Raw genomic sequence first — 26,175 nt, forward strand, 5'->3', positions numbered from 1 at the left:
TATTATCACTTCCGGCCGGCCTTTATCAGGTATCGCAATATTTATACTACCACATTGATCATCCTGCCCTTCACGATCACCACTTTCTTCAGCGGTTTACCCTCCATCCACTTCTGCACCAGTTCATTCGCCAGCACTTCCTGTTCTATCGCGGCAGTGTCCGCATCCAGCGCAAAGCCCATTTCCGTGCGGGTTTTACCATTAATGGCTACCGGGTAGTTAAAGGCATTTTCCTTCACATACTGCTCTTCAAATACAGGATAGGCCGCATCCAGTATGCTGGTGCTATTACCCAGCAGCTGCCACAGTTCCGCGCATACGTGCGGGGCATACGGCGTAAGCAATACCAGTAACGGCTCCAGTATAGCGCGTTTATTACACTTCAGGGAATTCAGTTCATTCAGGCAGATCATGAACTGGCTCACCGCCGTGTTATAGGAAAAGTTGTTCGTATCGTGATCTATCTTCTGAATGGTCTTGTGCAACACTTTCAGCTCTTCCGGCGTGGGGGACGCATCCTTTACGATCAGCCCTTTCTGCTCATCTACATACAGGCGCCACAGTTTCTTCAGGAAACGGTGCACCCCTTCAATACCTTTGGTTTCCCAGGGTTTAGACTGCTCAACAGGGCCCAGGAACATTTCATACATACGGAAGGTATCTGCGCCGTATTTCTCTACCACATCATTCGGGTTCACTGTGTTGAACAAGCGCTTGCTCATCTTTTCCAACTGGGAGCCGCAAATATATTTGCCCTCTTCCAGCACAAACTCCGCATCAGCGTAATCTGGTTTCCACTGGCGGAAAGCTGCAGTATCCAGTTCTACGCCATCCACAAGGTTCACATCCACATGCAGCGGATCAGTTTCGTACTGGTCCTTAAGGCCATGGGATACAAATGTATTGGTGCCCCGTACACGGTATACCAGGCGGGAGCTGCCGCCTATCATACCCTGGTTCAGGATCTTTTTATAAGGCTCGTCAAATCCAATATACCCCAGGTCGCACAATGCTTTGGTCCACATACGGGAATAAAGCAGGTGGCCTACGGCATGCTCGGTACCGCCTACATATACATCCACCTGGTTCCAGTAGTCCAGTACTTTACGGTCTGCAAAGCTGGTGGTGTTATGAGGGTCCATATACCGGAGAAAATACCAGCTGCTGCCGGCATAACCGGGCATGGTATTCGTTTCCCGCTGTACGCCGGGGGCTATGTTCACCCAGCTGGTCACATTGGCCAGGGGGCCTTCGCCCTCTTCGCCGGGTTTGTAGTTCTCCACATGCGGCAGTTCTACCGGCAGTTCCTTTTCATCCACGGCATAGGCTATCCCATTCTTGAATACAATAGGGAAGGGCTCGCCCCAGTAGCGCTGACGGCTAAAGCCGGCGTCCCGCATCTTGTAATTGATCTGGCGCCTGCCAATGCCCATTTCTTCTACCTTGGCAGCCACTACATCCATGGCGCTTTTCATATCCGTGCCGTTCAGGAAATCGCTGTTCTGCAGAACGGCGTCCTTGGTGGCATTGGCTTCCTGCCCGTTAAAGGCGTCGCCTATAATGTTGGTGATATGGATGTCAAAGTGTTTGGCAAACAGGAAATCGCGCTGGTCGCCACAGGGTACCGCCATAATGGCGCCTGTGCCGTAACCGGCCAGTACGTATTCGGAGATCCAAACCGGAATGGGCTGGCCGTTAAAAGGATTCAGGGCATAGGCGCCGGTAAAGCAGCCCGTGATCTGTTTCACCTCTGCCAGGCGCTCCCGTTCAGAACGGCTCTGCACATAATCCAGATATTTGTCCACTTCCGCCTGTTGCGCCGGGGTGGTTATTTTGGCTACCAGCTCATGTTCAGGGGCCAGCACCATAAAGTCCACGCCAAAGATGGTATCCGGGCGGGTGGTGTATACTGTTATATGCTGATCAGTATCCTGTACGTTAAAACGGATCTCCGCGCCCTGGCTTTTGCCTATCCAGTTACGCTGCATCTCCTTCAGGGCTTCGCTGTAATCTACCTGCTCCAGCCCTTCCAGCAAACGGTTGGCATATTCCGTAATACGCAGGAACCATTGGCGCATCTTCTTTTTGATCACCGGGTAGCCGCCGCGCTCGCTCACGCCGTTCACTACCTCGTCATTGGCCAATACCGTACCCAGTGCCGGGCACCAGTTCACCTCCGCAAAGGCCAGGTAGGCCAGGCGGTAATGCATCAGTATCTCCCGCTGGCGGGGCTCGTCAAAACCCTTCCATTCCGCCGCGCTGAACCGCAGGTGGCGGTCGCCAGGGCATTCATGGCTGGTATTGCCTTCCTGCTCAAACAGGGCCGTTAAGGCTGTAATGGGCGTCGCTTTACGGGTCTGGCGGTTAAACCAGCTGTCAAAAAGCTGCAGGAAGATCCATTGGGTCCATTTATAATAGCCCGGGTCAGATGTACGGAACTCCCGCTCCCAGTCAAAACAAAAACCAATATGGTCCAGCTGCTCCCGGAAAGCCTTGATATTCTGGTCCGTAGTAACAGCCGGGTGCTGCCCGGTCTCCAGGGCATATTGCTCAGCCGGCAGGCCAAAAGCGTCGTACCCCATGGGGTGCAGCACATTAAAGCCCTTTAGCCTTTTGTAACGCGCATAAATGTCTGATGCAATGTAACCCAGCGGGTGGCCTACATGCAGGCCGGCGCCGGAGGGGTAGGGGAACATGTCCAGTACATAACATTTGGGCCTGGAGCTGTCATTACTCACCTGGTAAGCTTTGGTCTGCTTCCAGTGCTCCTGCCATTTTTTTTCTATATCCCTGTAGTTGTATTCCATTTTGTTAAAAAATCCATTAGGATTGGCAAAATTAAACATAACTGCCAATTTTTATTATTTTCGCCGATAAACTCTAGGTTTAATGGCGCAACCGGGAAAATCATCAGCAAAAAGATCCAAACCATCCTACTTTTACTCTATCATCGGCGTAGCCCTGGTATTGTTCCTGTTGGGCACCCTGGGTCTGATCGTTATCCACGCCAACCGCTTAAGCGCTTATTTTAAGGAAAGTATCGAACTGCAGGTGATCCTGCGCGATAACGTGCGGGAAGATCAGGCCCTTATCCTGCGCGACTCCATTGCCCGCAAACCTTATGTGAAATCCATTGAATACGTGTCTAAAGACATGGCCGCCAGCCGCTTCAAAAAAGAGTTTGGCGAGGATTTCATTAACCTGCTGCAATACAACCCGCTGTACGCCAGCATCAATATTAAGGCAAATGCCCGCTATGTGAATGCAGACAGCCTGCGGGTAATAGAACATAACCTTACCCAGCAAAGCATTGTCAGGGAGATCTCCTATCAGCGCCTGCTGGTGAACAAGCTCAATGAGAACGTGCGCAAGATCGGCATCGTAATGCTGGCTATCAGCGCCCTGCTGGCCCTGGTAGTGATCGTACTTATAGATAATACCATCCGCCTGGCTATGTTCAGCAACCGCTTCCTGATAAAGACCATGCAAATGGTGGGCGCTACCCGCTGGTTCATTGCCAAGCCTTTTGATACGCGCAGTATTATCAACGGTGCGCTGAGCGCCGTAATAGCTATTGCCGGCTTAATGGGGCTCATCTACTTCGCAGACCAATGGCTGCCGGAGCTGAGCGGCCTGCGGGATTATTTCATGATCACCGTGTTGTTCCTGGGGATGATCATCATCGGTATCTGCATATCCCTGGTAAGCACGCACCGCTCCGTGATGAAGTATCTCCGCCTTAAGCTAGACGATCTCTATTAAGCTTTGTATAACCATTACTAAACGTAACTTCAATCCATATGATCAAAGAGACCAAACCGGCAGAAAAGGCCGCCATCGCAGAAAGCCGCCCGGTATTTGCCAAGGATAATTATAAGATCATGGTCGCCGGCCTGGTTGTGATAGTGATAGGCTTTTTACTGATGATGGGCGGCGCCAGCAACGATCCCAACACCTTCAAACCCGAAGAAGTATACAGCTTCCGCCGTATCACCCTGGCGCCTGTTGTAATTGTATTGGGCCTGCTCATTGAAGTAGTGGCCATCATGCGGAAACCCAAAGCCTGACTTGTAGACTTTAAGACCAGCCATCACTAATGACCACTCTTGACGCTATCATCATAGCTATCGTAGAAGGATTGACAGAATTTTTGCCGGTCTCATCCACCGGGCACATGATCATCACCAGCGCACTGCTGGGTATCAATAAGGACGAGTTCACCAAACTGTTCGAAGTGTGCATCCAGCTGGGCGCCATATTGGCCGTAGTAGTGCTGTACTGGAAGAAATTCCTGGTATTTGACCGCAACCGGCTCAACTTTTATATAAAACTGGCCCTGGCCGTATTACCCGCCCTTATCTTAGGCTACCTGCTGGGCGATAAGATCGACATGCTGCTGGAAAGCCCCCTCGTAGTAGGCATTACCCTGCTCCTGGGTGGTATTGTACTGCTGTTTGTAGATAACTGGTTTCAGCACCCGGAGATCGATACAGATGAGAAGATAAACGTATTCAAAGCCCTGCGTATCGGTTTCTGGCAATGTATTGCCATGGTGCCGGGCGTAAGCCGCAGCGCAGCCTCCATTATAGGCGGTATGCAGCAAAAGCTTACCCGCAACGTAGCGGCAGAGTTCTCCTTCTTCCTGGCAGTGCCTACCATGGCGGCTGCTACCGGGTATAAGCTGCTGAAAGGCCATGAGCTGCTCACCGCCAACCCCGGTAACCTTACGTTGTTGCTCATAGGTAACGTAGTGGCGTTTGTGGTAGCCATGCTGGCCATCAGGTTCTTTATAGATTCCCTCAAGAAGTATGGCTTCAGAATGTGGGGTTACTATCGTATCATAGTAGGTGCGGCTATCCTGGTGGCTATTGCCCTGGGGTATAAGCTGTCCGTATAAGTATAAATAATAAACATGCCGGTATGTAACTGCAGTAGGTGGTAGGCTTGCTCATTTACTTACCGGCATTTTGCTTTGTATAACTGCACATCATCACCCCTTTACCGCCAGCAGCAGCTCCAGGTCCGTATACTTAAGCTTGAATTTCTCACTCAGGTGGTAATTGGTCAGCGCGCCTTTATAAAGGTAAATACCATTACGCACGCCGCGTTTTATCCATACCAGGTTTTCAAACCCGCCATCATCCGCGGCCTCCAGCAGTAAAGGCATCAGCACATTACTGATGGCCTCAGAGGCGGTACGGGCAAAGCCAGAGGGTATATTAGGCACACAATAGTGCAGTACATCATATTTTTTGAACACCGGGTTCTCATGGCTGGTGATCTCTGAGGTCTCAAAACAACCGCCACGGTCTATACTTACGTCTACGATCACAGATCCGGCTTTCATATTGCTCACCATGGACTCTGACACCACTATCGGGGTCCGGCCGCTTTGAGAAGATAGGGCCCCTACCGCTACATCCGCATTGCGCAGCTGTTCTGCCAGTACCTTGGGCTGTATAACAGAGGTGAATACCCGCACGCCAATATTGTTCTGCAGGCGTTTCAGCTTATAGATATTGTTATCGAATACCTTTACAGAAGCGCCCAGGGCCAGGGCAGTACGGGCGGCAAATTCGCCCACGATACCCGCGCCAATGATCACCACCTTGGTAGGCGGTATACCGGTTACGCCCCCCAGCAGGATGCCTTTGCCTTTATTACCATTGCTCAGGTATTGACCGGCGATCAGCATCACAGCGCCACCGGCAATCTCGCTCATGGCCCTTACAATTGGATAAGTGCCGGCGTCATCTTTCAGGTTCTCAAAAGAAAGCAGCGTAATGCGTTTATCCATCATTTTTTCCACCTGCTGGGCCTTCAGGGCGGCCAGGTGGATAGGGGAGATAACGATCTGGTGGGGATGTAACAGCTCTATCTCTTCATCATTAAGCGGGGCAGATTTTACAATGATCTCCGCCTTATAGACTTCCTTTTTGTCGTAGACGATCTCCGCCCCGGCTTCAGAATAATCCGTATCATAATAATGCGACCCGTCGCCGGCTTTATGCTCCACCACTATATGGTGCCCATTGGTCGCCAGGATGCTCACAGCATCGGGCGTTAAGGCAATCCGGTTTTCCTGGAAAGAGGTTTCTTTAGGGATACCAATGTATAAACGGGAATTTTTCTGGGGAATATCCAGCGTTTCTTCCATCGGTGAATAAGTAAAGCCAGCACTCACAACAGGTTTTTGCCTTTGCTCCATATTCGTGTCAAGATTGATCTATAAAATTACGTCTTATCCAAAGATAAGCTATTTAAAGATTGTGTTAGGTTTACGGTCACTGCCCATTCTATATATGTTGTCACATATTTAGCGGATACTCAACCTTCTGCGCTGGTCCGGCAGTACCTCCAGTTGCAGGTTTACGGTCTCCGGCGGCAGCAGTCGGGTAATAATACCAGGCCACTCTACAAAACATATCGCATCCGGCTGGTACAGGGTATCCTCTATGCCGGCGGTTATCGCTTCTTCCTCATCCCGCAGGCGGTACAGGTCCAGATGATAGATAATGTGCGGCTGCGCTTGCCCGTTATGATACAGGTATTGGTTGATAATGGCGAAAGTAGGGCTGGCCGTAGCGTCTTCCACGCCTTTAGCGGCGCATAGGGCTTTTATGAACGTGGTTTTGCCGGCCCCCATCTGCCCGTCCAGCGTAAACACCCGTTGCCCGGCAAAATATTCCCAGAAAGCCTGCGCGGTGGCCGGCAACTGGTCAGCGGTAAAGATCCAATCCATCACCCAAAAATAATCATTTCGCCTCCCCGTTGCATTAATATTTTACTACCATTACACCACAGTTTCTAAATTTGCCGGGAGCGGCATCGCCTCAATATTAATTCAAGAATATGGAAACGATCAGTTGCAAGGTAAAAGGCATGAATTGTACCAGCTGTGCGCTTACCGTATCCCGGTACCTGCAGAACAGGGGTATGCAGGATGTACAGGTAAGTTTTGCCACAGAAGAGCTGAGCTTTACCGCCCCTACAGGCGCAGATTCCCAGAAAGTGCTCAAAGGCATCAATGACCTGGGTTACCAGGTGGTCATGCCCGATGAGCAGGCGCCTAAAGCCGCTTTCCTGCATTCCCTGGTATTCAAATTCTATGTTTGCCTGGTATTTACCGCGCCCCTGCTGCTGCATATGTGGGTTAAATGGCCCTGGTTACACGATCCCATGGTGCAGTTAGCCCTTTCCACCCCCGTATTCCTCATTGGCCTGTGGCATTTTGGCCGCAGCGCTTACCGTTCCATCACAAACGGTATGGCCAATATGGATGTGCTCATCACCATGGGCGCTACCGCCGCTTATGCCTACAGCCTTATGGGTACTGCGCTGCATATGGGGCCTGATTACATGTTTTATGAAACCACCGCCGCCATCATCACCCTGGTATTTTTAGGCAACCTGCTGGAGGAGCGTTCCGTAAAACAGACCACCACCGCAATTACCGCCCTGGCTAAAATGCAGGTAACTACCGCCCGCCTGATCCACGAAGAGCATGGGCATGAGCATTTCCATGAAGTGGATAATCAAACCCTGCGCCCCGGCGATCGCGTGCTGGTGAATACCGGCGATAAGATCCCTATGGATGGCACCATTTATTGGGGCAGCGGTACCGTAAATGAATCAATGATCACCGGCGAGAGCACCCCCGTGCACCGCAAAGAGAAAGATAAAGTAATTGGGGGCACCATCCTCGAAGATGGCTCCCTAAAGATGTTTGTAACGGCTACCGGCAAGGATACCGTGCTTTCCTACATTATTGAGCTGGTAAAACAGGCACAGGGCGGCAAACCGCCTATGCAACGCCTGGCAGACCGTATCAGCGCCATATTTGTGCCGCTGGTGCTGTGCATTTCCATGGTCACCTTCCTGGGATGGTGGCTCATTGGGCAAACCACCCCGGCTGCCGCTATGATGCGCAGTATTGCCGTATTGGTGATCGCCTGCCCCTGTGCCATGGGATTGGCTACCCCTGCGGCCGTAATGGTGGGCCTGGGCCGTGCCGCCCGTAACGGCATCCTCATTAAAGGCGCCCAAACGCTGGAGGCCTTCCGTAGTATCCGTTATGTGGTGTTTGACAAAACAGGCACCCTTACCACCGGTAAACTGCAACTGGGCAACTACCGCTATTTCGATATGACGGAAGAAGCCTTTAAGATCATCGTATACAGCCTGGAAAAATACTCTTCTCACCCCATTGCCAGGTCCATTGCCACCCAGTGGAAAGGCCATGGAGAAAAGCCCCTCCAGCAGGTACGCGAGTACAAAGGGCGCGGTATGCAGGCCCAGGATGAGGAGGGCAACCAGTGGCAACTGGGCTCCTATATCATGGCGCAGCAGGCTACGGAGGATGATGGGCATAGTATCTATCTCCTGCGCAACGGCCAGCTGGCCGGCTGGATAGACTTTACAGACGAGCTGCGGCCAGACGCGGCTGCGGCCATCCAAACGCTGAAAAAGGCCGGTATAAAACCAGTGCTGCTCAGTGGGGACACCGCCCGTAAATGCCGTGAAATGGCGCAGCTGGTAGGTATTGAAGAAGTATATGCGGAACAGACGCCTGAGCAGAAACTGCAAAAAATAGACGCCTTACAGCAAACCGCCCCCGTAGCTATGGTGGGCGATGGTATCAATGATGCGCCGGCGCTGGCAAAAGCTGCTATCGGCATTTCCCTCAGTGATGCTACCCATGTGGCCATGCAAAGCGCCAACGTAGTGCTGCTGCATAACAGCCTGTCCGCCCTGCCATTGGCAATGGGCCTGGGTAAACACACTTATCTCACTATTAAGCAAAACCTTTTCTGGGCTTTTATCTATAACGTAGTGGCCATACCGGTAGCCGCGCTGGGCATATTAAGCCCTATTGTAGGCGCCAGCATCATGGCCGTGTCAGATATCGTGCTGGCCATCAACTCCGTTAGATTAAGATATAAGCGGGTAATATGACCACGCCGGCCCAAATACTCCGCCAATACTGGGGTCATACCCAATTCAGGCCTTTACAGGAAGATATCATCAACGCCATACTGGCCGGACAGGATACCCTGGCCCTGCTGCCCACGGGCGGCGGCAAGTCCGTCTGCTTCCAGGTACCGGCCATGATGAAGGAAGGCCTGTGCCTGGTAGTGACCCCGCTGATAGCGCTCATGCGCGACCAGGTGGCCAACCTGGAGCGCCGCGGCATTAAGGCGGTGGCTATCTATGCAGGCCTTACCAACCGCGAAGTAGAGCAACGGCTGGAACAGGCCCGCCGGGGGCATTACAAATTCCTCTATGTATCCCCGGAGCGGCTGCAGAGCCGCCGTTTCCTGGATTATTGCGATGGCCTGCCCGTAAACCTGCTGGCGGTGGATGAGGCCCATTGTATTTCCCAATGGGGCTACGATTTCCGGCCGGCCTACCTGCAGATAGCCACTATCCGCGCTTACTTCCCCAATGTGCCGGTATTGGCCTTAACGGCTTCCGCTACGCCCCTTGTACAGGAAGATATCTGCCGGCAGCTGCTCATGCAGCACCCCCAGGTATTTACCAAAAGCTTTACCCGGGATAACCTTTCTTACAGCGTGCTGGAAGAGGAAAGCCGTCAGGATAAGCTGAAACATATACTGGACCGGGTGCCCGGCAGTGCCATCGTATACTGCCGTAACCGTAAACGCACCCGCCAGCTGGCAGACCTGTTGCGCATGCAGGGTATCTCCGCCGCCCATTATCACGCCGGCCTTCCGCCGGAAGAGCGTACCCTCCGGCAGGAGGAATGGATCCACGATAAGGTGCGCGTTATAGTCTGCACCAACGCTTTTGGTATGGGCATAGATAAGCCTAACGTACGCCTGGTCATCCACTATGATGTGCCGGACAGCCCGGAGGCCTACTACCAGGAAGCCGGCCGCGCCGGCCGCGATGAGCAGAAAGCTTATGCCGTGCTGTTATACAATGAGCCGGAACTGCAGGAAATGCGGGAGAAGATAGCGCAGCAATTCCCCTCCCTGGCAGAAATAAAACACGTACACCAGTGCATTGTCAACTATCTGCAGGTAGCTACCGGCAGCTCAGAAGGCATGTACTATGATTTCGATATCAACGAATTTGTAAAACACTTCCAGCTAAATATTACCGTAGCCTACAGCGCCATCCGTATCATGGAGCAGGAAGGCGTATTACAGCTAAGCGAAAGCGTATGCCTGCCATCCCGCGTGGGATTCATCACCAATAAAGAGACCCTCTACGCCATAGAAGAGTTGCAACCCAGCCTGGACCCGCTTATAAAGGCCCTGCTCCGCACCTACGAAGGCATTTTTGATAACGAAGTGCGCATCTTCGAAAAACAGCTGGCCCGTATCATCCGCAAACCGGAGGACCAGGTGATAGCACAGCTGCAACAGCTGCATCAACGCGGCATTATCCAGTACCGCCCCAAAAAGGATGAGCCGCAGCTAAGCTTTCTGCAGGAACGTTTACAAACCCACCTGCTGCGCGTAAATATGGAAAGGATAGCGGAGCGCAGACGGGTATATACGGAAAGACTGGATGCCATGTTCCGCTACGTACGCAATAAAAAGACCTGCCGTACGCAAACCCTGGTAACCTATTTTGGAGAGCAGGAGAGCACACCCTGCGGTATCTGTGATGTATGCCTGAAAAACAAACGTAAACCGGTTAAAGCGGCAGAGTTTGACGAGATAGCCGCCATGGTAATGCTACAGTTGCAACAACCCAAACACCTCGATACCCTCCTGGAAAACTTGCCAGATGTAGAGGAGGAACGGCTGTTGGAGGTGCTCCAGTTCCTGGTATCAGAAGAAAAACTGATCAGGGATCACGATGATATCTTACGTATAAATTGATAGCCATAAAAAAAGCATTGTGATCACGACCACAATGCTCCATTTATTTATATAATGCCCACAATCCGCACCAATTCATCAGCACATTAGCACATCAGCATATTTGCACATCAGAGCTGCACCACTTTCCCTTCCTTGCTGCTCTTGAACGCCGCTTCAATAACCGTTATAATACGTAGGCTCTCTGCTGCCGGTACCGGGTTATCCGCGCCTTTCACCAAAGCATTATAAACTTCATCATAATACTCCAGGTAGTTCCCTTTGGGAGAAGGCAGGTATTGTTTGATGATCTTTCCGTCTTTTTCAGTGTGCAGCAAACCCCATTCATGCTGGCCTTCTACGCCCCAATCCAGTGAGCCGGGCATTAAACCCCGTTGCAGCATAGTTTCCTGTATATCCGCCTTGGTTTTGATAAATGAGCCTATGCGGCCATGGATCTGGTAAGAGGGCATTGGCTCCCTCACCAGGTAGCTGCATTTTAAGCGTACCCGCAGGTGCTCATAGAACAGTACCAGCTCAAAATAGTCATCCACAATAGAATCCTTACGGATGATGCGGATATCCGCCCACAGCTGCTGTGGCATGCCAAACAGCAACAGGGCCTGGTCTATGATATGCGCGCCCAGGTCGTATAAGGAACCTGTGCCGGGCCCGCCCACCTCTTTATGTTTTTTATAGCTCAGCTCTTCTTTAAAACGGTCATAATGGATCTCAGCTTCCAGTATATCACCCAGCTGGCCAGACTGTACCACCTGCCGCGTGATCTTGAAATCACTGTCGTAACGGCGGTTCTGGAACACGCTCATGAACAGGCCCTTGCTTTTAGCCAGCGCTATCAGCGCTTCGCCTTCCGCAGTGGTAACGGTAAAGGGTTTTTCCACGATCACGTTCTTACCCGCTTCCAGCGCAGCTTTTACATAGTCGAAGTGCGTGTAGTTGGGGGTGTTTATCACGATCAGGTCCAGGCTTTTATCCTGCAACATATCTTCAACGCTGGTATACACCTTTACGTTAGGATACTTTTCCTGCGCCAGGTGTTTACTTCTTTCTACTACCGCGGTAAATTCAAATCCCGGATGCACATGGATGAAAGGTACGTGGAAGATCTGTCCTGACATACCATAGGAACAAACGCCTGTTCTGATGATCTTGTCCATATTGTAATTGTTAATAGTTTATGATAGGCTCTTTAGCTTTCGTTCCGTAAGATATAACGGCCATGCTGTAAATGCAAGCACTACCACGGATAACAGCCCGCAGGCATTTAAAACCAGCTGCTCTTTTTGCTGCTTTTACCACCCAATCCTAATGCGCCCAGCAGGCTGCGGGTGATCATATTGGCGGCAGTACGGCCTACCTGTTTGGCTACAGGGCTGCTCAGCACACTTTCCAATACGCTTTTCTCTTCTTTCTTCCGGCCTCCTTTGGCAGCCGGCTGCTCCGCTGTTTTTTCCGCTGCTTCTTCCAGCTTGGCGGTCAGTATCTCATAGGCGCTTTCATTATCTATCTCCTGGTTGTATTTCTTCACCAGTTTGGAATCGCCTACAATATTATCCATCTCGGAAGCCGTCAGCACATCCATCCGGGACCGGGGAGATACCAGCATGGTAGCCGCCAGCGGGGTAGGAGTGCCTTTTTCATTCAGACAGGTGATCAATGCCTCTCCTATGCCTATCTGCGTAAGCAGCTCATCTGTTTTATAGAAATCAGACAGGGGATAGTTCTCCGCTGTTTGTTTAATGGCTTTGCGGTCATTGGCGGTAAATGCGCGCAGGGCATGCTGCACTTTCAGGCCCAGCTGGCCCAGGACGGAGGGCGGTACATCCATAGGGTTCTGCGTGCAGAAGAAGATGCCTACGCCTTTGGAGCGGATCAGTTTAATGATGGTCTCTATCTGTTGCAGCAGCGCGTCGCTGGCTTCCTGGAAGATGAGATGCGCTTCATCAATGAACATCACCAGCTTTGGTTTCTCCATATCGCCTTCTTCCGGTAAGGTGGCGTACAGCTCTGCCAGCAGGCTAAGCATAAAGGTCGAGAACAGTTTGGGCCGGTCCTGTATATCTGTTACCCGCACAATGGAGATCATACCGCGGCCATCATCGCCTATGCGCAGCAGATCGTCCACCTCAAAGGATTTTTCACCAAAGAACACATCTGCGCCTTGTTGCTCCAGTTCTATCACTTTACGGAGGATGGTTCCCGTGGAGGTGGAAGAAATCTTACCATAATCCTTTTCCAGTTCAGCCTTACCATCTGCGGTGGAGTACTGCAGTACTTTCTTAAAATCCTTCAGGTCCAGCAGTGGCAGCTTTTTGTCATCACAATATTTAAAGATCATGGCTACGATCCCCGCCTGGGTATCATTCAGCTCCAGTATCTTGGCCAGCAGCACCGGCCCAAACTCACTTACCGTGGCGCGCAGGCGGATGCCTTTTTCTTTACTCAGTGATAACAGTTCCGTGGGGTATGCAGCTGCCGTCCACTGGCCGCCTATCTTTTGATAACGTTCTTCGATCTTTGCATTGTTGGCGCCCGCGGCGGCTATACCGCTCAGGTCTCCTTTGATATCCATCAGTAATACGGGCACGCTGGCGTCGCTCAGGCCTTCTGCTATGATCTGCAGCGTTTTTGTTTTACCGGTGCCGGTAGCGCCGGCAATTAAGCCATGCCTGTTCAATGTTTTCAGGGGCAGGTGCACATCTGCGCCGGTGATCACTTCGCCATCCAGTATGGCGCAGCCCAGCTTAAAATGCTCGCCCTTAAAGGTATAGCCGGTTTGAATGGATTCCAGGAAGGCTTCTTTATTTGCCATGATGTAGAAAATTTGGGTTGAAGATAGTGCAATTTTTGGCAGAGTTAAAACCAGTCAATCATAGTCGGGTAACAGCAAATATTTATTGATAAACGATAAATATATTTTGTTTATTGATAAAAATGCCATTACCTTTATCTGGATGTTTTATCCCTGAAAACTTAAAAATGACTGTATGAAACAACATACTACTACTTTGCTTCGCGTTTTATTCTGGTTGCTGAATATTGTTATTGCGGGTATTGTGCTCTTTGCACTATTTTTCGCTGTTTTTTTCTTCAGAAATACCTTTCACGCTAACATCCCGCGGGAAGGTTTGGCGGACAGCTTTAAATTAATACTGCTGGGCATTCTTATTCAGGGCGTCTACCTCGCGGGGCTTGTTTATATACTGGTACAGGTAAATAGGATTGTGTACCGTATATTGAAAGGCAATGTATACGATGATAAAAATCTGTACTATCTGCGGCGCATCAGTTATTTGTTGCTGCTGGCGCCCGTGCCGCACATGATCTTTGGCATGATACTACTGTTAGGTGCACAGAAAGGAACAGGTTTTATGATGTTGATTGACAGCCTCGGTAACTATTGGCCTTACTGCCTGGTAGGATTAGGCGTACTGGTATTGTCAGAGATCTACAAGAAAGGGATTGCATATAAACGGGACCTTGAATTAACTATCTAATTATGCCGATCGTAGTCAACCTGGATGTAATACTGGCTAAACGCAAAATGTCGCTTACTATGCTGAGTGAAAGGGTGGGCATTACCCTGGCCAACCTGAGCGTATTAAAAAGCGGTAAGGCCAAGGCTATCCGTTTTTCCACCCTGGAGGAGATCTGTAAAGTGTTAAACTGCCAGCCGGCGGATCTCCTGGAGTATGTAAGCGAAGAAGAGCTGCAACAAAGAAAGCTGGTATAAAAAAAGTGCAGCGGTAAGGTCATTCCTCACCGCTGCACATCATAAACCCCCGGCCGTTACAGGCCATCTGATCACCACAAGTCCTTCATCTATCCGTAACTACAGGTCTTCTTCTCTTTCCAGCATCAATATTGCGCTCTGCGGCACAATAAAGTACTTATCACCCTGGTATGCCACTTCGGTAGATCCGCTTACCAGGAAAATAGCCAGATCGCCTTCCTTTGCCTGTAAAGGGATGTATTTTACTTTTTCTTCTTCTGGTTTCCAGGATTCTGTTTCTTCTGCTGCCACCGGTATAGCATAACCCGGTCCGGTTTTGATTACATAACCCTGTTGCACTTTTTCCCTTTCCCCTACGCCCGGCGGCAGGTATAACCCGCTTTCTGTACGCTCATTGGGTTGGGTGGGTTTGATCAGCACACGGTCGCCTACTACGATCAGTTTTCTCAATTTATTATCAGGTGTCAGATAATTCGTCATTGTTTTAGTTCCTTTACAGGATAAGTATCAAAATGCGTGCAGGGAGGAGATAGGTGCCATTCTGACAGCAGCAATCGCTCCCTTCCGCTTACAACTCCTTCAAACTAAACGTTTCTCCCGCCCGTATCCCGCGCTCCGTTTGCTGCAGCGTACAACACTCTGTCTTAGGATCATGCTCAAAATACAGCACGTATTGATTATCCAGTGCCTCCTGTAAAAAGCTTTTCCGCTCCTGCAGGCTGGTCAGCGGAAACATATCATACGCCATTACATACGAAATAGGCAGATGGCCAATAGAAGGTACCAGGTCTGCCATATAAAGGATCGTTTTGTCCTTATAACGGATCTGCGGCAGCATCATGGCGTCTGTATGGCCATTTACAAACCGGATGGACATACTGTCCTTAAACGCGATCCCCTCCTGTTTATCCACAAACTGCAGCTGCCCGCTTTCCTGTATAGGCAGAATGTTATCTTTCAGAAAAGAGGCTTTCTCCCGCTCATTAGGCTGGGTAGCCCATTTCCAGTGCTCAGGATTGCTCCAGTACACCGCGTTCTTAAAAGCAGGCGCCAGTTTATCACCCTGGCGTACAATAGCGCCGCCGCAGTGATCAAAATGCAGGTGCGTCAGAAAAACATCAGTGATATCATCCCGGTGAAAGCCATGGGCCGCCAGTGATTTATCCAGCGTGGCCTCACCATGCAGGTAGTAGTAGCTAAAGAACTTCGCGTCCTGTTTATCGCCAATGCCGGTATCCACCAGTATCAGGCGCTGGCCGTCCTTTATCAGCAGGCAGCGCATAGCCCAGGTACACATATTATTCTCATCGGCAGGGTTCAGCTTATGCCATATGCTTTTAGGCACCACCCCAAACATAGCCCCGCCATCCAGTTTAAAGAAGCCTGTTTCTATCGTATAAAGTTCCATGAGTATAATGTATAAGTGTATGAAGTTACACTATTTCTCCAGCCGTTGTTTTACCCGTGCAGAGAACACCCATCCAATACCTATCACGAAGAACACGATCAGCGCCAGAACAGAGTTGCGCATGTTGCCGGTCACTTCATGGATGATACCAAAAGAGGTCATGCCTATTACGATGGAGATCTTCTCCGTCACATCATAGTAGCTGAAGAAAGAGGTAGTATCCTGTGTTTCCGGCATCAGCTTGGCGTATGTAGAACGGCTCAGGGATTGTACGCCGCCCATTACCAGGCCCACGGCCGTAGCCAGCAGGTAAAAATCAATAGCTGTTTGCATGCGGTAGCCCGCTACACAAATGCCTATCCATAATATGAGCACGCCCATCAGCACGCGCAGGTTGCCAAAACGGCCGGATAGCCGCGCAATGCTCCAGGCGCCCAGTACGGCCACCAGCTGTATCACTACTACGGTCATGATAAGGGTGGTAGGGGGCAGGTGCAGTTCTTCGCTGCCAAAGATGGTAGCGGCCATCATCACCGTCTGTACGCCCATGCTGTAAAAGAAGAACCCGCGCAGGAAACGTTTCAGCACCGGCATCAGTTTTACCTGTGCATATACTTTCTTAAGCTCCGCAAAACCTTCTGTAAGCGCACTGCCTTTATGCTCGCCTACTGTAGGGGCAGATGCCGGCAGCCGTATCAGGGTGATCTGCGCAAACCCTATCCACCATACGCCTACCAGCAAAAAAGTGGCCAGCACGGCGGTGCCGCCTGTAAGACCGAAGGGTTTTACCGCCACCAGCACAAACCCTACCAGCTGTAATATCACGCTGCCTATATAACCCATGGCAAAACCTTTGGCGCTGATACGGTCACGGTCTTCCGGAATGGCTATTTCCGGCAGATAGGAGTTATAGAACACCAGACCGCCGCAGTAACCCAGCGTGGCCAGCATAAAACAGATCACGCCATATTCCACATTGGCCCCGTTAAAGAGGGCCAGCGCGCTGCAGCTAATGCCTCCCATCCAGGTAAATACCCGCAGGTACCGTTTTTTATTACCCCGCGTATCCGCTATGGAAGAAAGGATGGGCGACAGGATAGCGGCCAGCAGAAAAGCGCCCGCCATGGCATAATCATACAAAGCGGCATTTACATAGGTCTTCCCGAAGAAGGGAATGGTTTCGCTGTGAAAATGTTCTTTAGTGGCGCTGGTAAAGTAAATAGGGAAAAAGGTAGTAGTGATCACCAGGTTGTACACGGAGTTAGCCCAGTCGTACATGGCCCAGCCGTTGATCACTTTTTTACTGGCAGTCTGCATATAATACAATTACGAATGAAGGAATTCAGTTGCAATGGACACCAATACGCCCGCCCGCACATTACTTGTAGTCTATAATATTGATCCGTTCCGGGCACATAAAATACTCCTGCTCGTCATTGGAGCTTATAATTAAAGTACGGTTGCCGCAATGATCTGATATCAGCTGCTGGTATAGGGCTACGCCCGCGGCATCCAGGTTGGTAGTGGGCTCATCCAGCAGCAGCACCGGCACATCAGAAAAAATAGCCAGCGCCAGTTTGATACGCTGCTTCATCCCGGAGGAGAAATTACGTATCTGCTTATGCATCGCCTTCCCCAGCCCCACTATTTCCGCTATCTGCGCGGCGGTATAACCAGGTATAAATGACTTAAACTGTAAATGGAATTGTATACACTCCGCCAGGGTAAACTCCTCTACCACTTCCAGGTAGGGGGCGGCAATAGCGCAATAGCGGAAAAACGCATCAGATTCGATGGGCTTTTCCGCTATGCTATAAGAAACAGTACCTTCATTATGATGAAGATGACCGCTGACAATCTGTAATAAAGTGGATTTCCCCGATCCATTAGGGCCCAGTATAGCATAACGCCCACCTTCCTGGAAGGTGTAGGTCACACGACGGAAGATCCAGTCGTAATTAAAGCGCTTGCCTGTCTGGTTAAGCGATATCGTCATTGTTACGGGTGGTATATCCTTTCATCACACCCCTGCCGGATTCGCGTATAAAGGAAAGGATCTCATCGCGCTCGTCTGTGGCCGGGAATTCAGCCTCTATAATGCTCATGGCCTTGGATACATTGTAGCCCTTCACAAATATTACGCGGTAAATATCCAGGATGTGGTTGATCTTTTCCAGGGAGAAGCCGCGGCGTTTCAATCCTACGGAGTTTACGCCCACATAGGAAAGCGGCTCGCGCGCTGCCTTTACATACGGCGGCACATCCTTGCGCACCAGCGAACCGCCGGTCACAAAGGCATGGTCGCCTATCTTACAGAACTGGTGCACTGCTACCATACCCGCCAGCACTACGAAATTACCTACCGTGATATGGCCCGCCAACGTAGTATTGTTAGAGAAGATACAGTTATTGCCCACCTCGCAGTCATGCGCAATATGGCAGTAAGCCATGATCAGGCAGTTTTTACCGATGGAGGTCTTCCAACGGTCCTTGGTACCGCGGTTGATGGTCACAAATTCGCGGATAGTGGTATTATCGCCAATTTCCACGGTCGTATCCTCCCCTGCAAATTTCAGATCCTGGGGTATGGCGGAAATAACAGAGCCCGGAAAAATACGGCAGTTCTTGCCGATACGGGCGCCTTCCATAATGGTCACGTTGGAGCCTATCCAGGTGCCATCCCCAATTTCTACGTTCTTATGGATAACGGTGAAAGGATCGATCTTTACATTGGGCGCAACTTTGGCGTCCGGATGAATGTACGTAAGCGGGTGGATCATGCGTTATTTGCCTTCTCTAGTTTTAATGATTTGTGCTACCAGATCTGCCTCAGTGACAACCTTGTTACCAACAAATACGGTCCCCCGCATTTCTACAATACCGCGCCTGATAGGGCTTAATAATTCCATCTTCAGGATCATGGTATCTCCCGGCAATACTTTCTGCTTGAATTTGCAGTTATCTATTTTCAGGAAATACGTGTCATAATTCTCCGGATCAGGAACAGTGTTTAACGCCAGTATACCGCCGGCTTGCGCCAGGGCTTCTATCTGTAATACGCCGGGCATTACCGGGTTGCCGGGAAAATGCCCCTGGAAGAAGTATTCATTGAACGTTACGTTCTTGATACCTATTACCTGCGTATCCGTCAGGTCAATGATCTTATCCACCAGCAGGAAAGGATAGCGGTGGGGCAGCGTTTTTTCTATACGCCGCAGATCAAAGATAGCCGGCTGGTTAGGATCATATACCGGTACATCCCGCACATGCTTGTTCTTCTTGATGTACTGTTTGATCTTACGGGCAAACTCCACATTGGAGGCATGCCCCGGACGGTTGGCGATGATATGCGCCTTGATGGGGAAGCCGATCAGGTTCAGATCGCCCACCACATCCAGCAGCTTATGCCGGGCCGGTTCATTGGGGTAGCGGAGCTGTATGTTATTCAGGATGCCTTCGCGCTGCACAGAGATATGATCCCGGTTAAACGCCTTGGCCAGCCTTTCCAGCTCCTCTTCCGTTACCGGACGGTCCACCACCACAATGGCATTGTTAATGTCGCCGCCCTTGATCAGGTTCAGCGACAGCTGGTATTCCAGCTCATGTAGGAAACAAAAGGTGCGGCTGCCCGCTATCTCCTTCCGGAACTCCTGCAGGCCCTTTAAATTGGCGTGCTGGGTACCCAATACAGGTGAATTAAAATCTATGAGGCAGGTGATCCGGTAGTCCACTGCAGGCAGGGCCACCATTTCCACCTTCTTTACTTCGTCGTAATAAGAGATATTGGTATCTATGGAATAATAGATCTTTTTAGCGTCCTGTTGCTGTACGCCTACTTCGTCTATCACCTCAATGAACGGCTGTGCGCTGCCATCCATAATAGGTACTTCCGGCCCGTTCAGCTCAATCAGCACGTTATCCACACCAGTGCCGGCCAGGGCGGCCATAATATGCTCAATGGTGCTTACCCGGGCGCCATTATGCTCCAGGGTGGTGCTGCGCGTGGTATCCACTACGTAATCCACGTCTGCTTTTACTACAGGTTGTTCCGGCAGGTCTATACGTTGAAACTTAATGCCAAACCCGGGAGGGGCTGGTTTCAGGGTCATATTTACTTGCGCTCCCGTATGCAAACCCACCCCTGAAATGCCGACAGGGGCCTTCAGGGTATGTTGATGCTGCGAGTCTTGATTTTCCATCATAATATATTACTGTTTGTCTCTTAAATCCTTCAAACGCCTTCCCGCTCGGAAAGGAGTTGCTTTACCATGTCTTCCAGCTCCTTCACCCTTTTTTCAAGGTCCGGCAAATTTCTAAAAATTGCCTGACTTTTCAGTGAACTTTTATAATCGAACGCCGGAGAGCCATTCAGGGAGGTGTTAGGATCCGCGATGGACTTAGACAAACCGCTCTGTGCGTTTATTTTAGTATTATCTGCTATATGTATATGGCCAACCATGCCTACCTGGCCGCCAATCACACAATTCTTACCTATTTTGGTGCTGCCGGAAACCCCTGTTTGGGCCGCAATCACCGTATCAGTGCCTATATCCACATTATGGGCCACCTGGATCAGGTTATCCAGCTTCACGCCCTGGCGTATCACGGTAGAGCCCATGGTAGCCCGGTCTATAGTGGTATTGGCGCCTATTTCCACATCGTCATGTATCACCACATTACCTATCTGGGGCACTTTCTTATAGGATCCGTCCGGCTGAGGGGCAAAACCAAAACCATCGCCGCCTATTACGCAGCCGGCATGTAATATTACCCGCTTGCCCAGCACACAGTTATCATACACCTTTACGCCCGGGTAGATAACAGCATCGTCATTCACGATCACATTATCGCCCAGGTACACGCCCGGATAGATCTTTACATTATTACCCAGCACCACATTCTCGCCCAGGTAAGCAAAAGCACCTACAAATACATTAGCCCCGGTCTTTACGGAAGCGGGTATATGGGAAGGTTGTTGTATACCGGTCTTATTGCCTACAAGCTGCTTATATTTCTCCAGTAACAGGGCAAAAGCGCTGTAGGCGTCTTTTACACGGATAAGCGTAGGTGTTACAGGACGCTCCGTAATAAGGCTTTCATTTACGATCAGGATAGATGCCTGGGTAGTATAGATGAATTCTTCATATTTAGGATTGGCTATAAAGCTTAGCATACCATCGCCGGCCTCTTCTATCTTGGCGATATTGCTTACTTTAACGTCCGGGTTTCCCTCCAGCTTACCATCTAACATGGTAGCTAATTGTACTGCGCTGAATTGCATAGTTAAAATTTATAAAGTTACTATTAGGCCCTCACCGGATTGTATGAACATAATCTTTAACATCTTAATTACTTATAAAACGTTGCTTACCTACATTTTTGGATGGCAAATGTAGAATTTTTTTACGGGTATCGCCAGGGTATGGCTAACCAAAGCGTTGTCAATAGACGAGATATCTTTCACAGTGCCGTCCTTAAAAAGAATGTTAATTTTTTCGTCTATGATGTTGTAAGCCCGTAAACTGGCCGTACCCGCAAATACCAGGTAGTCCAATTCACCACCCTCAATACCCCATTTTTCCTGCACCTGCTGCTTTAACAGGGCTATTGCATCTTCGCTGATCGCTTCATTACTCAGGATACACTTAAGTAAATTCCTGTTTATCAGCCAATTACATAAAAGCGACAGCACCTTGTCGGCATGCTGCGACCATACTTTAATGGCGCTCATGATATCATAGTCGTCCAGCAGGCAGAATTGCTGTAAACAGGTCGGCTCCCGTTCAAAATTATCCGCCGTAATGGTATGATACAGAAAGAATCGCAAAGCAGGTGAGGCATACAGTTCTACTCCCTTTAACGCTAACTCCTTAGCCCGGCATAGTATTTTTACCAGCATATTTTCGGCGCTCAGCACCGTTTTATGCAAATACACCTGCCAATACATCAATCGCCGGGCCACAATGAACTTTTCAATAGAATAAATTCCTTTTTCTTCCACCATCAGCTCCCCGTTATGCACCGTCAGCATCTTTATGATCCGGTCATACCCTATTACCCCCTCCGATACGCCCGTGTAAAAGCTGTCGCGGTTCAGGTAATCCATCCGGTCTACATCTAACTGGCTGGAAACCAATTGATGCAGGAACTTTTTATGATACCGGTCATTAAAGATGTCCAGCGTAAGGCTCAGCGCCCCTTTCATCTGGTGGTTCAGGTCCTCCATCAGCCAACGCCCTATCGCCTCATGCGAAACGCCGTCGATAATGTCATGCTCCAGTGCATGGGAGTAAGGGCCATGCCCTACATCATGCAACAGGATAGCCATTTTGGCGGCCAGCTCTTCTTCCCTGGTAATTTGTACCCCCTTTCCCTGCAGCTCCTGTAAAGCGCTGCACATCAGGTGGTAAGCCCCCATACTATGATGAAACCGCGTGTGCATGGCGCCCGGATACACCAGATGGGCCAGAGCCATTTGGTGGATGCGCCGCAAACGCTGATAGTATGGATGGGAAATGAGGTTAAAGATCAAAGGATGATCGATAGTTATAAAACCATACACCGGGTCATTTATGATCTTACGCTTACGCTCCGTCATGCGAGATACTCTCTTTAGCTTGTTTACAAAGCTACATTTTCAATCGGTAACTTTTTCTAATGTATAGACGTTTAACGGATAAAATACCCCTATATGTTACTGAAAGCTTTAAAAAGTGTCACCTGTATGACTATTCAATGTGCTCCATGTTTAACGGGGCGCCAAAAATGAAGGCCCCGCATGGGCTATCCGCACCCCCTCGGCCGTCCTTCCAGACAGCGTAACTTATTATAATAAATGCACGTTTCAACAAACAAATATTCCCTATATGTCGCGCAATGCTTCAAAATTTGCCTGCTGCCTGATCACGCTGGCCGCCTTTATGTTTAACAGTTGTAAAAAAGATGATAAAGACAAGCTGGTCGCAGCCCATGTACAGCTTACATTGATCGAAAGGGATTGTGCGGGTGTTGTTGTTCAGATAGAGGGTCCTATTGCTGCATCCTTTGGCCAACCTAATTATATCATAGGCGATATCATATACAGGAATGCAGCCCTTGTGCAGATGGGCATGCCTGACGCGGTACTCATCGGACACCCTTTTTATGCTGATATTCAGTCTATTGAAAGGCAGCCCTTTATTTTCTGTATGTCTCATACCCCGCCAGATAAGGTCATCGCTATCCTGAAGGTCTACTAACCCGCCGGGCGTTTTAACAAATCATTGATAAGGTGAGGGAATGATTTTTGCCGGAATTTAGGTTAAATTGTTCCGGTTTCCGGTCTATGCCGGTCATTCCTTTCACCATATCAATAATTGTAAATGAGCCAGATAAATATACTTTGGGTAGACGATGAGATAGAATCACTGAAATCACAGATCCTTTTCCTGGAAAATAAAGGTTATAAAGTATCCGCCCTTACCAACGGGTACGATGCGCTGGAGTTCCTGAAAGACCAGGTAGTGGACGTAGTGCTGCTGGATGAGTCTATGCCCGGTATTACCGGTCTGGAAACCCTGGGCAAGATCAAGGAAATAGACCAGCAGATCCCCGTGGTCATGATCACTAAGAACGAGGCGGAGAACGTAATGGACGATGCCATTGGCAGCCAGATTACAGATTACCTGATCAAACCCGTAAACCCTAACCAGGTGCTGTTATCCCTGAAAAAGATCATCGATAACAAACGCCTGGTGGCAGAAAAGACCACCATCGCTTACCAGCAGGAGTTCCGCTCCCTGTTTATGGCCCTGAGCTCCAATCTTAACCACCAGGAATGGATGGATATTTACAAGAAGCTCGTATACTGGGAAATTGAAATGAGCAAAGCCAACAGCCCGGAGCTGCTGGAGGTCTTCAATACCCAAAAAGCAGAAGCTAATACAGAATTCGCCAAATTCATCAGCCGTAACTATAGCGATTGGGTACATCCCAAGGCCAAAGAGGCCCCGGTGATGTCGCATACCCTTTTCCGCGATAAAGTGCTGCCCAACCTGGATAACGAAGTGCCTAATTTCTTTATCCTGATAGATAACCTGCGTCTTGACCAGTGGAAAACCATCATGCCTATCTTCCAGGAATCTTTCCGCCTGGTAGAGGAAGACACCTTCTATAGCATACTGCCTACCTCCACCCAATACAGCCGCAATGCCATCTTTGCCGGCCTGCTGCCCGTGGATATAGAACAGAAATTCCCCGTACAATGGAAGAATGATGATGAAGAAGGCGGCAAAAACCTCTATGAAGAGGAGTTCTTTGCGGGACAGCTGGCCCGCCTTAAAATGGACAGCCGTTTCTCCTACACAAAGGTCATTAACCATAACGACGGGCAACACCTGGTAAACAATATCCATAACCTGCTGGACTATCCGCTGAACGTGATCGTATACAATTTTGTGGATATGATGAGCCACGCCCGTACGGAGATGGAAGTGCTGAAGGAACTGGCCGGCGATGAAACCTCTTACCGCTCCATTACTGCCAGCTGGTTTGAGCATTCCCCCCTGCACCAGGCCCTTAAACGCATTGCGGACAGGAAGATCAACCTCATCATCGCCACAGACCATGGCAGCGTACGCGTAAAAACGCCGGTAAAAGTGATAGGGGATAAGCAAACCACCACCAACCTGCGTTACAAACACGGCCGCAACCTGAACTACGACGCCAAGGAAGTACTGGCCTTCCGCGATCCCCGCGAAGCAGGCCTGCCCAAGCCTAACGTGAATTCATCGTATATATTCGCCCGTGAGGATGGCTATCTCTGCTATCCTAACAACTACAACTACTTTGTAAACTACTACCGCAATACCTTCCAGCACGGCGGCATCTCCCTGGAAGAGATGATCGTGCCCGTGGCCCGGCTGGTAAGCAAATGATGTGCTGATATGCCGATGTGTTAATGTGCTAATGGATCGTTGCGGCTACCATATAAAATAATGACGATCATCCGCTGCATTTTCATTAGCACATTAGCATATTAGCACATCAGCACATTAATAGCTATTTTTGTACGATGAACATCAAAGTCACACCTAATAACCTGTCCCGGCTGGAAAAGATCTTTGACGAGGCCAAATATGTGCTTCGTTTTGAGAAGGGCACCTTCACGTCCGGTTACTGTGTATTGGAACATAAGAAGGTGGTGGTGATCAATAAATTCCTGAATCTGGAAGGGCGTATCAATACGCTGCTGGATATCTTGTCCAGCCTGCAGTTGGATGCCACGCTCCTAAGCCCGGAGTCATTAAAGCTCTACCAGCAGGTACAGCACAATAAGAATATTACGGATGCGGAAAACCCTGGCACGCAGGACCAGTTACCGCCTCCTGAACAAGAAGCATAATGAAGATCACTTTCCTTGGAACAGGCACGTCGCAGGGAGTGCCGGTAATTGCTTGCAATTGCCGGGTTTGCACCTCTCCCGATAAGAAGGATACACGGCTGCGGAGCAGTATACTTGTAGAAACGGAAATAGGCAACATCGTAGTGGACACCACACCGGATTTCCGTTACCAGATGCTGCGCGCGCATGTACAGCACCTCGAAGCAGTATTGATCACCCATTCCCATAAAGATCATATCGCCGGTATGGACGACATACGGGCCTTTAATTATTTTCAGCAAAAGCCCATAGATATCTATGCTACAGAGTTCTCCCAATCCGTGATCATGCGGGAGTTCGCCTACGCCTTTGCCGATTTTAAATATCCCGGCATACCGGAGCTCAACCTGAAAACCATCACAGACGAAGCTTTCAGCATAAACGGCTTTAATATTACCCCCATCCAGGTCATGCATTTTAAGATGCCGGTACTGGGTTTCCGCTTTGGCGATTTTACCTACATCACAGACGCCAATTTTGTGGCCGATGAGGAAAAGGAAAAGATCCGCGGCTCAAAAGTGCTCGTGCTGAATGCCCTGCGCAAAGAAAAACACATCTCCCATTTTTCCCTGGAAGAAGCCATGGCCCTTGGCAAGGAGCTGGAAGTGCCCCAGGTATACTTTACCCACATCAGCCACCAGCTGGGCCGCCATGAAGAAGTGAATGCAGAGCTGCCGGCCGGTATGGCCCTGGCGTATGACGGGCTGGAAGTGGAGTTGTAAATCGCTTCCTCATCACCATTAATATCTGATTAACCTCA

The 26,175-nt window shown here is 49.9% G+C and carries 24 protein-coding genes; 11 read left to right on the forward strand and 13 right to left on the reverse strand.

The features are described 5' to 3' along the window. Positions 1–41 precede the first annotated feature (41 nt). Positions 42–2,846, reverse strand: a complete 2,805-nt coding sequence (gene leuS, locus F0L74_RS06735; protein ID WP_438502954.1) for a leucine--tRNA ligase — start codon at positions 2,844–2,846, stop codon at positions 42–44. A 43-nt stretch (positions 2,847–2,889) separates the two neighbouring features. Here leuS and F0L74_RS06740 point away from each other — a divergent pair, with 43 nt between their 5' ends. The 3 genes from F0L74_RS06740 to F0L74_RS06750 are packed head-to-tail and all read left to right on the forward strand — an operon-like array spanning position 2,890 to position 4,897. Further along, positions 2,890–3,762 (forward strand): cell division protein FtsX, encoded by an 873-nt coding sequence (locus F0L74_RS06740; protein WP_149837035.1) that lies wholly within the window; start codon positions 2,890–2,892, stop codon positions 3,760–3,762. 38 nt (positions 3,763–3,800) lie between these two features. Then, positions 3,801–4,067: a DUF3098 domain-containing protein gene (locus F0L74_RS06745; protein WP_188315882.1), complete on the forward strand. Its 267-nt coding sequence runs from the start codon at positions 3,801–3,803 to the stop codon at positions 4,065–4,067. A 29-nt stretch (positions 4,068–4,096) separates the two neighbouring features. Continuing rightward, on the forward strand, positions 4,097–4,897 hold the full coding sequence (locus tag F0L74_RS06750) for an undecaprenyl-diphosphate phosphatase (protein ID WP_149837036.1): 801 nt from the start codon (positions 4,097–4,099) through the stop codon (positions 4,895–4,897). A gap of 93 nt (positions 4,898–4,990) precedes the next feature. On the opposite strand, the gene F0L74_RS06755 is transcribed toward F0L74_RS06750, so the two are convergent. Together F0L74_RS06755 and tsaE are read right to left on the reverse strand one after the other, a co-directional pair. Further along, positions 4,991–6,208, reverse strand: coding sequence for an alanine dehydrogenase (locus F0L74_RS06755; protein WP_149837037.1), 1,218 nt, complete (start codon positions 6,206–6,208; stop codon positions 4,991–4,993). 108 nt (positions 6,209–6,316) lie between these two features. Continuing rightward, positions 6,317–6,742: a tRNA (adenosine(37)-N6)-threonylcarbamoyltransferase complex ATPase subunit type 1 TsaE gene (gene tsaE, locus F0L74_RS06760; protein WP_149837038.1), complete on the reverse strand. Its 426-nt coding sequence runs from the start codon at positions 6,740–6,742 to the stop codon at positions 6,317–6,319. Between the two features lie 110 nt (positions 6,743–6,852). Between tsaE and F0L74_RS06765 the strand changes: the two genes are divergently transcribed. Continuing rightward, a complete protein-coding gene (locus F0L74_RS06765) occupies positions 6,853–8,955 on the forward strand; it encodes a heavy metal translocating P-type ATPase (protein WP_149837039.1) in 2,103 nt (700 codons plus the stop codon). Then, a complete protein-coding gene (locus F0L74_RS06770; RefSeq protein ID WP_149837040.1) occupies positions 8,952–10,853 on the forward strand; it encodes a RecQ family ATP-dependent DNA helicase in 1,902 nt (633 codons plus the stop codon). Before F0L74_RS06765 ends, F0L74_RS06770 begins: the two co-directional genes overlap by 4 nt. Positions 10,854–10,963: 110 nt before the next feature. Here F0L74_RS06770 and F0L74_RS06775 read toward each other — a convergent pair whose 3' ends face one another. Then, complete coding sequence (locus tag F0L74_RS06775) at positions 10,964–12,010, reverse strand: Gfo/Idh/MocA family oxidoreductase (RefSeq protein ID WP_149837041.1); 1,047 nt, start codon at positions 12,008–12,010, stop codon at positions 10,964–10,966. 107 nt (positions 12,011–12,117) lie between these two features. Further along, the gene (locus tag F0L74_RS06780; RefSeq protein ID WP_149837042.1) at positions 12,118–13,665 is read right to left on the reverse strand and encodes a helicase HerA-like domain-containing protein; all 1,548 of its coding nucleotides are present in this window, start codon (positions 13,663–13,665) and stop codon (positions 12,118–12,120) included. Between the two features lie 175 nt (positions 13,666–13,840). Here F0L74_RS06780 and F0L74_RS06785 point away from each other — a divergent pair, with 175 nt between their 5' ends. Further along, positions 13,841–14,350, forward strand: a complete 510-nt coding sequence (locus tag F0L74_RS06785; RefSeq protein ID WP_149837043.1) for a DUF2975 domain-containing protein — start codon at positions 13,841–13,843, stop codon at positions 14,348–14,350. A 2-nt stretch (positions 14,351–14,352) separates the two neighbouring features. Beyond that, the gene (locus F0L74_RS06790; RefSeq protein WP_149837044.1) at positions 14,353–14,586 is read left to right on the forward strand and encodes a helix-turn-helix domain-containing protein; all 234 of its coding nucleotides are present in this window, start codon (positions 14,353–14,355) and stop codon (positions 14,584–14,586) included. 99 nt (positions 14,587–14,685) lie between these two features. Here F0L74_RS06790 and F0L74_RS06795 read toward each other — a convergent pair whose 3' ends face one another. The 8 genes from F0L74_RS06795 to F0L74_RS06830 all read right to left on the reverse strand — a co-directional run bounded on the left by F0L74_RS06795 (position 14,686) and on the right by F0L74_RS06830 (position 22,592). After that, complete coding sequence (locus tag F0L74_RS06795) at positions 14,686–15,066, reverse strand: co-chaperone GroES (RefSeq protein WP_149837045.1); 381 nt, start codon at positions 15,064–15,066, stop codon at positions 14,686–14,688. 88 nt (positions 15,067–15,154) lie between these two features. Further along, entirely contained in the window at positions 15,155–15,994 is an 840-nt protein-coding gene (locus tag F0L74_RS06800) for an MBL fold metallo-hydrolase (RefSeq protein WP_149837046.1), read from the reverse strand. Between the two features lie 30 nt (positions 15,995–16,024). Further along, positions 16,025–17,311, reverse strand: coding sequence for an MFS transporter (locus F0L74_RS06805; protein ID WP_149837047.1), 1,287 nt, complete (start codon positions 17,309–17,311; stop codon positions 16,025–16,027). Between the two features lie 61 nt (positions 17,312–17,372). Continuing rightward, entirely contained in the window at positions 17,373–17,990 is a 618-nt protein-coding gene (locus F0L74_RS06810) for an ABC transporter ATP-binding protein (protein WP_149837048.1), read from the reverse strand. Then, entirely contained in the window at positions 17,974–18,774 is an 801-nt protein-coding gene (gene lpxA, locus F0L74_RS06815; protein ID WP_149837049.1) for an acyl-ACP--UDP-N-acetylglucosamine O-acyltransferase, read from the reverse strand. Before lpxA ends, F0L74_RS06810 begins: the two co-directional genes overlap by 17 nt. 3 nt (positions 18,775–18,777) lie before the next feature. Further along, positions 18,778–20,196 (reverse strand): bifunctional UDP-3-O-[3-hydroxymyristoyl] N-acetylglucosamine deacetylase/3-hydroxyacyl-ACP dehydratase, encoded by a 1,419-nt coding sequence (locus F0L74_RS06820; protein ID WP_149837050.1) that lies wholly within the window; start codon positions 20,194–20,196, stop codon positions 18,778–18,780. A gap of 29 nt (positions 20,197–20,225) precedes the next feature. Further along, entirely contained in the window at positions 20,226–21,275 is a 1,050-nt protein-coding gene (gene lpxD, locus F0L74_RS06825; RefSeq protein WP_149837051.1) for a UDP-3-O-(3-hydroxymyristoyl)glucosamine N-acyltransferase, read from the reverse strand. 90 nt (positions 21,276–21,365) lie between these two features. Further along, a complete protein-coding gene (locus F0L74_RS06830; RefSeq protein ID WP_149837052.1) occupies positions 21,366–22,592 on the reverse strand; it encodes an HD domain-containing protein in 1,227 nt (408 codons plus the stop codon). Positions 22,593–22,860: 268 nt separating this feature from the next. Between F0L74_RS06830 and F0L74_RS06835 the strand changes: the two genes are divergently transcribed. From F0L74_RS06835 to F0L74_RS06850, 4 genes are all read left to right on the forward strand, one after another. After that, the gene (locus F0L74_RS06835; RefSeq protein ID WP_149837053.1) at positions 22,861–23,232 is read left to right on the forward strand and encodes a hypothetical protein; all 372 of its coding nucleotides are present in this window, start codon (positions 22,861–22,863) and stop codon (positions 23,230–23,232) included. Between the two features lie 123 nt (positions 23,233–23,355). After that, positions 23,356–24,909 (forward strand): T9SS response regulator signal transducer PorX, encoded by a 1,554-nt coding sequence (gene porX, locus F0L74_RS06840; protein ID WP_149837054.1) that lies wholly within the window; start codon positions 23,356–23,358, stop codon positions 24,907–24,909. Between the two features lie 137 nt (positions 24,910–25,046). Continuing rightward, on the forward strand, positions 25,047–25,376 hold the full coding sequence (locus F0L74_RS06845) for a hypothetical protein (RefSeq protein WP_149837055.1): 330 nt from the start codon (positions 25,047–25,049) through the stop codon (positions 25,374–25,376). Continuing rightward, entirely contained in the window at positions 25,376–26,137 is a 762-nt protein-coding gene (locus tag F0L74_RS06850) for an MBL fold metallo-hydrolase (protein WP_149837056.1), read from the forward strand. Before F0L74_RS06845 ends, F0L74_RS06850 begins: the two co-directional genes overlap by 1 nt. Positions 26,138–26,175 lie beyond the last annotated feature (38 nt).

Source organism: Chitinophaga agrisoli (assembly GCF_008386695.1).
Taxonomy (GTDB): Bacteria; Bacteroidota; Bacteroidia; order Chitinophagales; family Chitinophagaceae; genus Chitinophaga; species Chitinophaga agrisoli.

What these genes read in the sequence shown, in the direction of transcription:
- F0L74_RS06780 (WP_149837042.1), bottom strand. Translation starts at nt 13,665, where the DNA reads ATGGCAAATAAAGAAGCCTTCCTGGAATCCATTCAAACCGGCTATACC.
- F0L74_RS06765 (WP_149837039.1), top strand. Translation starts at nt 6,853, where the DNA reads ATGGAAACGATCAGTTGCAAGGTAAAAGGCATGAATTGTACCAGCTGT.
- F0L74_RS06830 (WP_149837052.1), bottom strand. Translation starts at nt 22,592, where the DNA reads ATGACGGAGCGTAAGCGTAAGATCATAAATGACCCGGTGTATGGTTTT.
- tsaE (WP_149837038.1), bottom strand. Translation starts at nt 6,742, where the DNA reads ATGGATTGGATCTTTACCGCTGACCAGTTGCCGGCCACCGCGCAGGCT.
- F0L74_RS06845 (WP_149837055.1), top strand. Translation starts at nt 25,047, where the DNA reads ATGAACATCAAAGTCACACCTAATAACCTGTCCCGGCTGGAAAAGATC.
- F0L74_RS06835 (WP_149837053.1), top strand. Translation starts at nt 22,861, where the DNA reads ATGTCGCGCAATGCTTCAAAATTTGCCTGCTGCCTGATCACGCTGGCC.
- F0L74_RS06795 (WP_149837045.1), bottom strand. Translation starts at nt 15,066, where the DNA reads ATGACGAATTATCTGACACCTGATAATAAATTGAGAAAACTGATCGTA.
- F0L74_RS06745 (WP_188315882.1), top strand. Translation starts at nt 3,801, where the DNA reads ATGATCAAAGAGACCAAACCGGCAGAAAAGGCCGCCATCGCAGAAAGC.
- F0L74_RS06775 (WP_149837041.1), bottom strand. Translation starts at nt 12,010, where the DNA reads ATGGACAAGATCATCAGAACAGGCGTTTGTTCCTATGGTATGTCAGGA.
- leuS (WP_438502954.1), bottom strand. Translation starts at nt 2,846, where the DNA reads ATGTTTAATTTTGCCAATCCTAATGGATTTTTTAACAAAATGGAATAC.
- F0L74_RS06755 (WP_149837037.1), bottom strand. Translation starts at nt 6,208, where the DNA reads ATGGAGCAAAGGCAAAAACCTGTTGTGAGTGCTGGCTTTACTTATTCA.
- F0L74_RS06810 (WP_149837048.1), bottom strand. Translation starts at nt 17,990, where the DNA reads ATGACGATATCGCTTAACCAGACAGGCAAGCGCTTTAATTACGACTGG.
- F0L74_RS06785 (WP_149837043.1), top strand. Translation starts at nt 13,841, where the DNA reads ATGAAACAACATACTACTACTTTGCTTCGCGTTTTATTCTGGTTGCTG.
- F0L74_RS06750 (WP_149837036.1), top strand. Translation starts at nt 4,097, where the DNA reads ATGACCACTCTTGACGCTATCATCATAGCTATCGTAGAAGGATTGACA.
- F0L74_RS06820 (WP_149837050.1), bottom strand. Translation starts at nt 20,196, where the DNA reads ATGATGGAAAATCAAGACTCGCAGCATCAACATACCCTGAAGGCCCCT.
- lpxA (WP_149837049.1), bottom strand. Translation starts at nt 18,774, where the DNA reads ATGATCCACCCGCTTACGTACATTCATCCGGACGCCAAAGTTGCGCCC.
- lpxD (WP_149837051.1), bottom strand. Translation starts at nt 21,275, where the DNA reads ATGCAATTCAGCGCAGTACAATTAGCTACCATGTTAGATGGTAAGCTG.
- F0L74_RS06770 (WP_149837040.1), top strand. Translation starts at nt 8,952, where the DNA reads ATGACCACGCCGGCCCAAATACTCCGCCAATACTGGGGTCATACCCAA.
- porX (WP_149837054.1), top strand. Translation starts at nt 23,356, where the DNA reads ATGAGCCAGATAAATATACTTTGGGTAGACGATGAGATAGAATCACTG.
- F0L74_RS06805 (WP_149837047.1), bottom strand. Translation starts at nt 17,311, where the DNA reads ATGCAGACTGCCAGTAAAAAAGTGATCAACGGCTGGGCCATGTACGAC.
- F0L74_RS06850 (WP_149837056.1), top strand. Translation starts at nt 25,376, where the DNA reads ATGAAGATCACTTTCCTTGGAACAGGCACGTCGCAGGGAGTGCCGGTA.
- F0L74_RS06790 (WP_149837044.1), top strand. Translation starts at nt 14,353, where the DNA reads ATGCCGATCGTAGTCAACCTGGATGTAATACTGGCTAAACGCAAAATG.
- F0L74_RS06740 (WP_149837035.1), top strand. Translation starts at nt 2,890, where the DNA reads ATGGCGCAACCGGGAAAATCATCAGCAAAAAGATCCAAACCATCCTAC.
- F0L74_RS06800 (WP_149837046.1), bottom strand. Translation starts at nt 15,994, where the DNA reads ATGGAACTTTATACGATAGAAACAGGCTTCTTTAAACTGGATGGCGGG.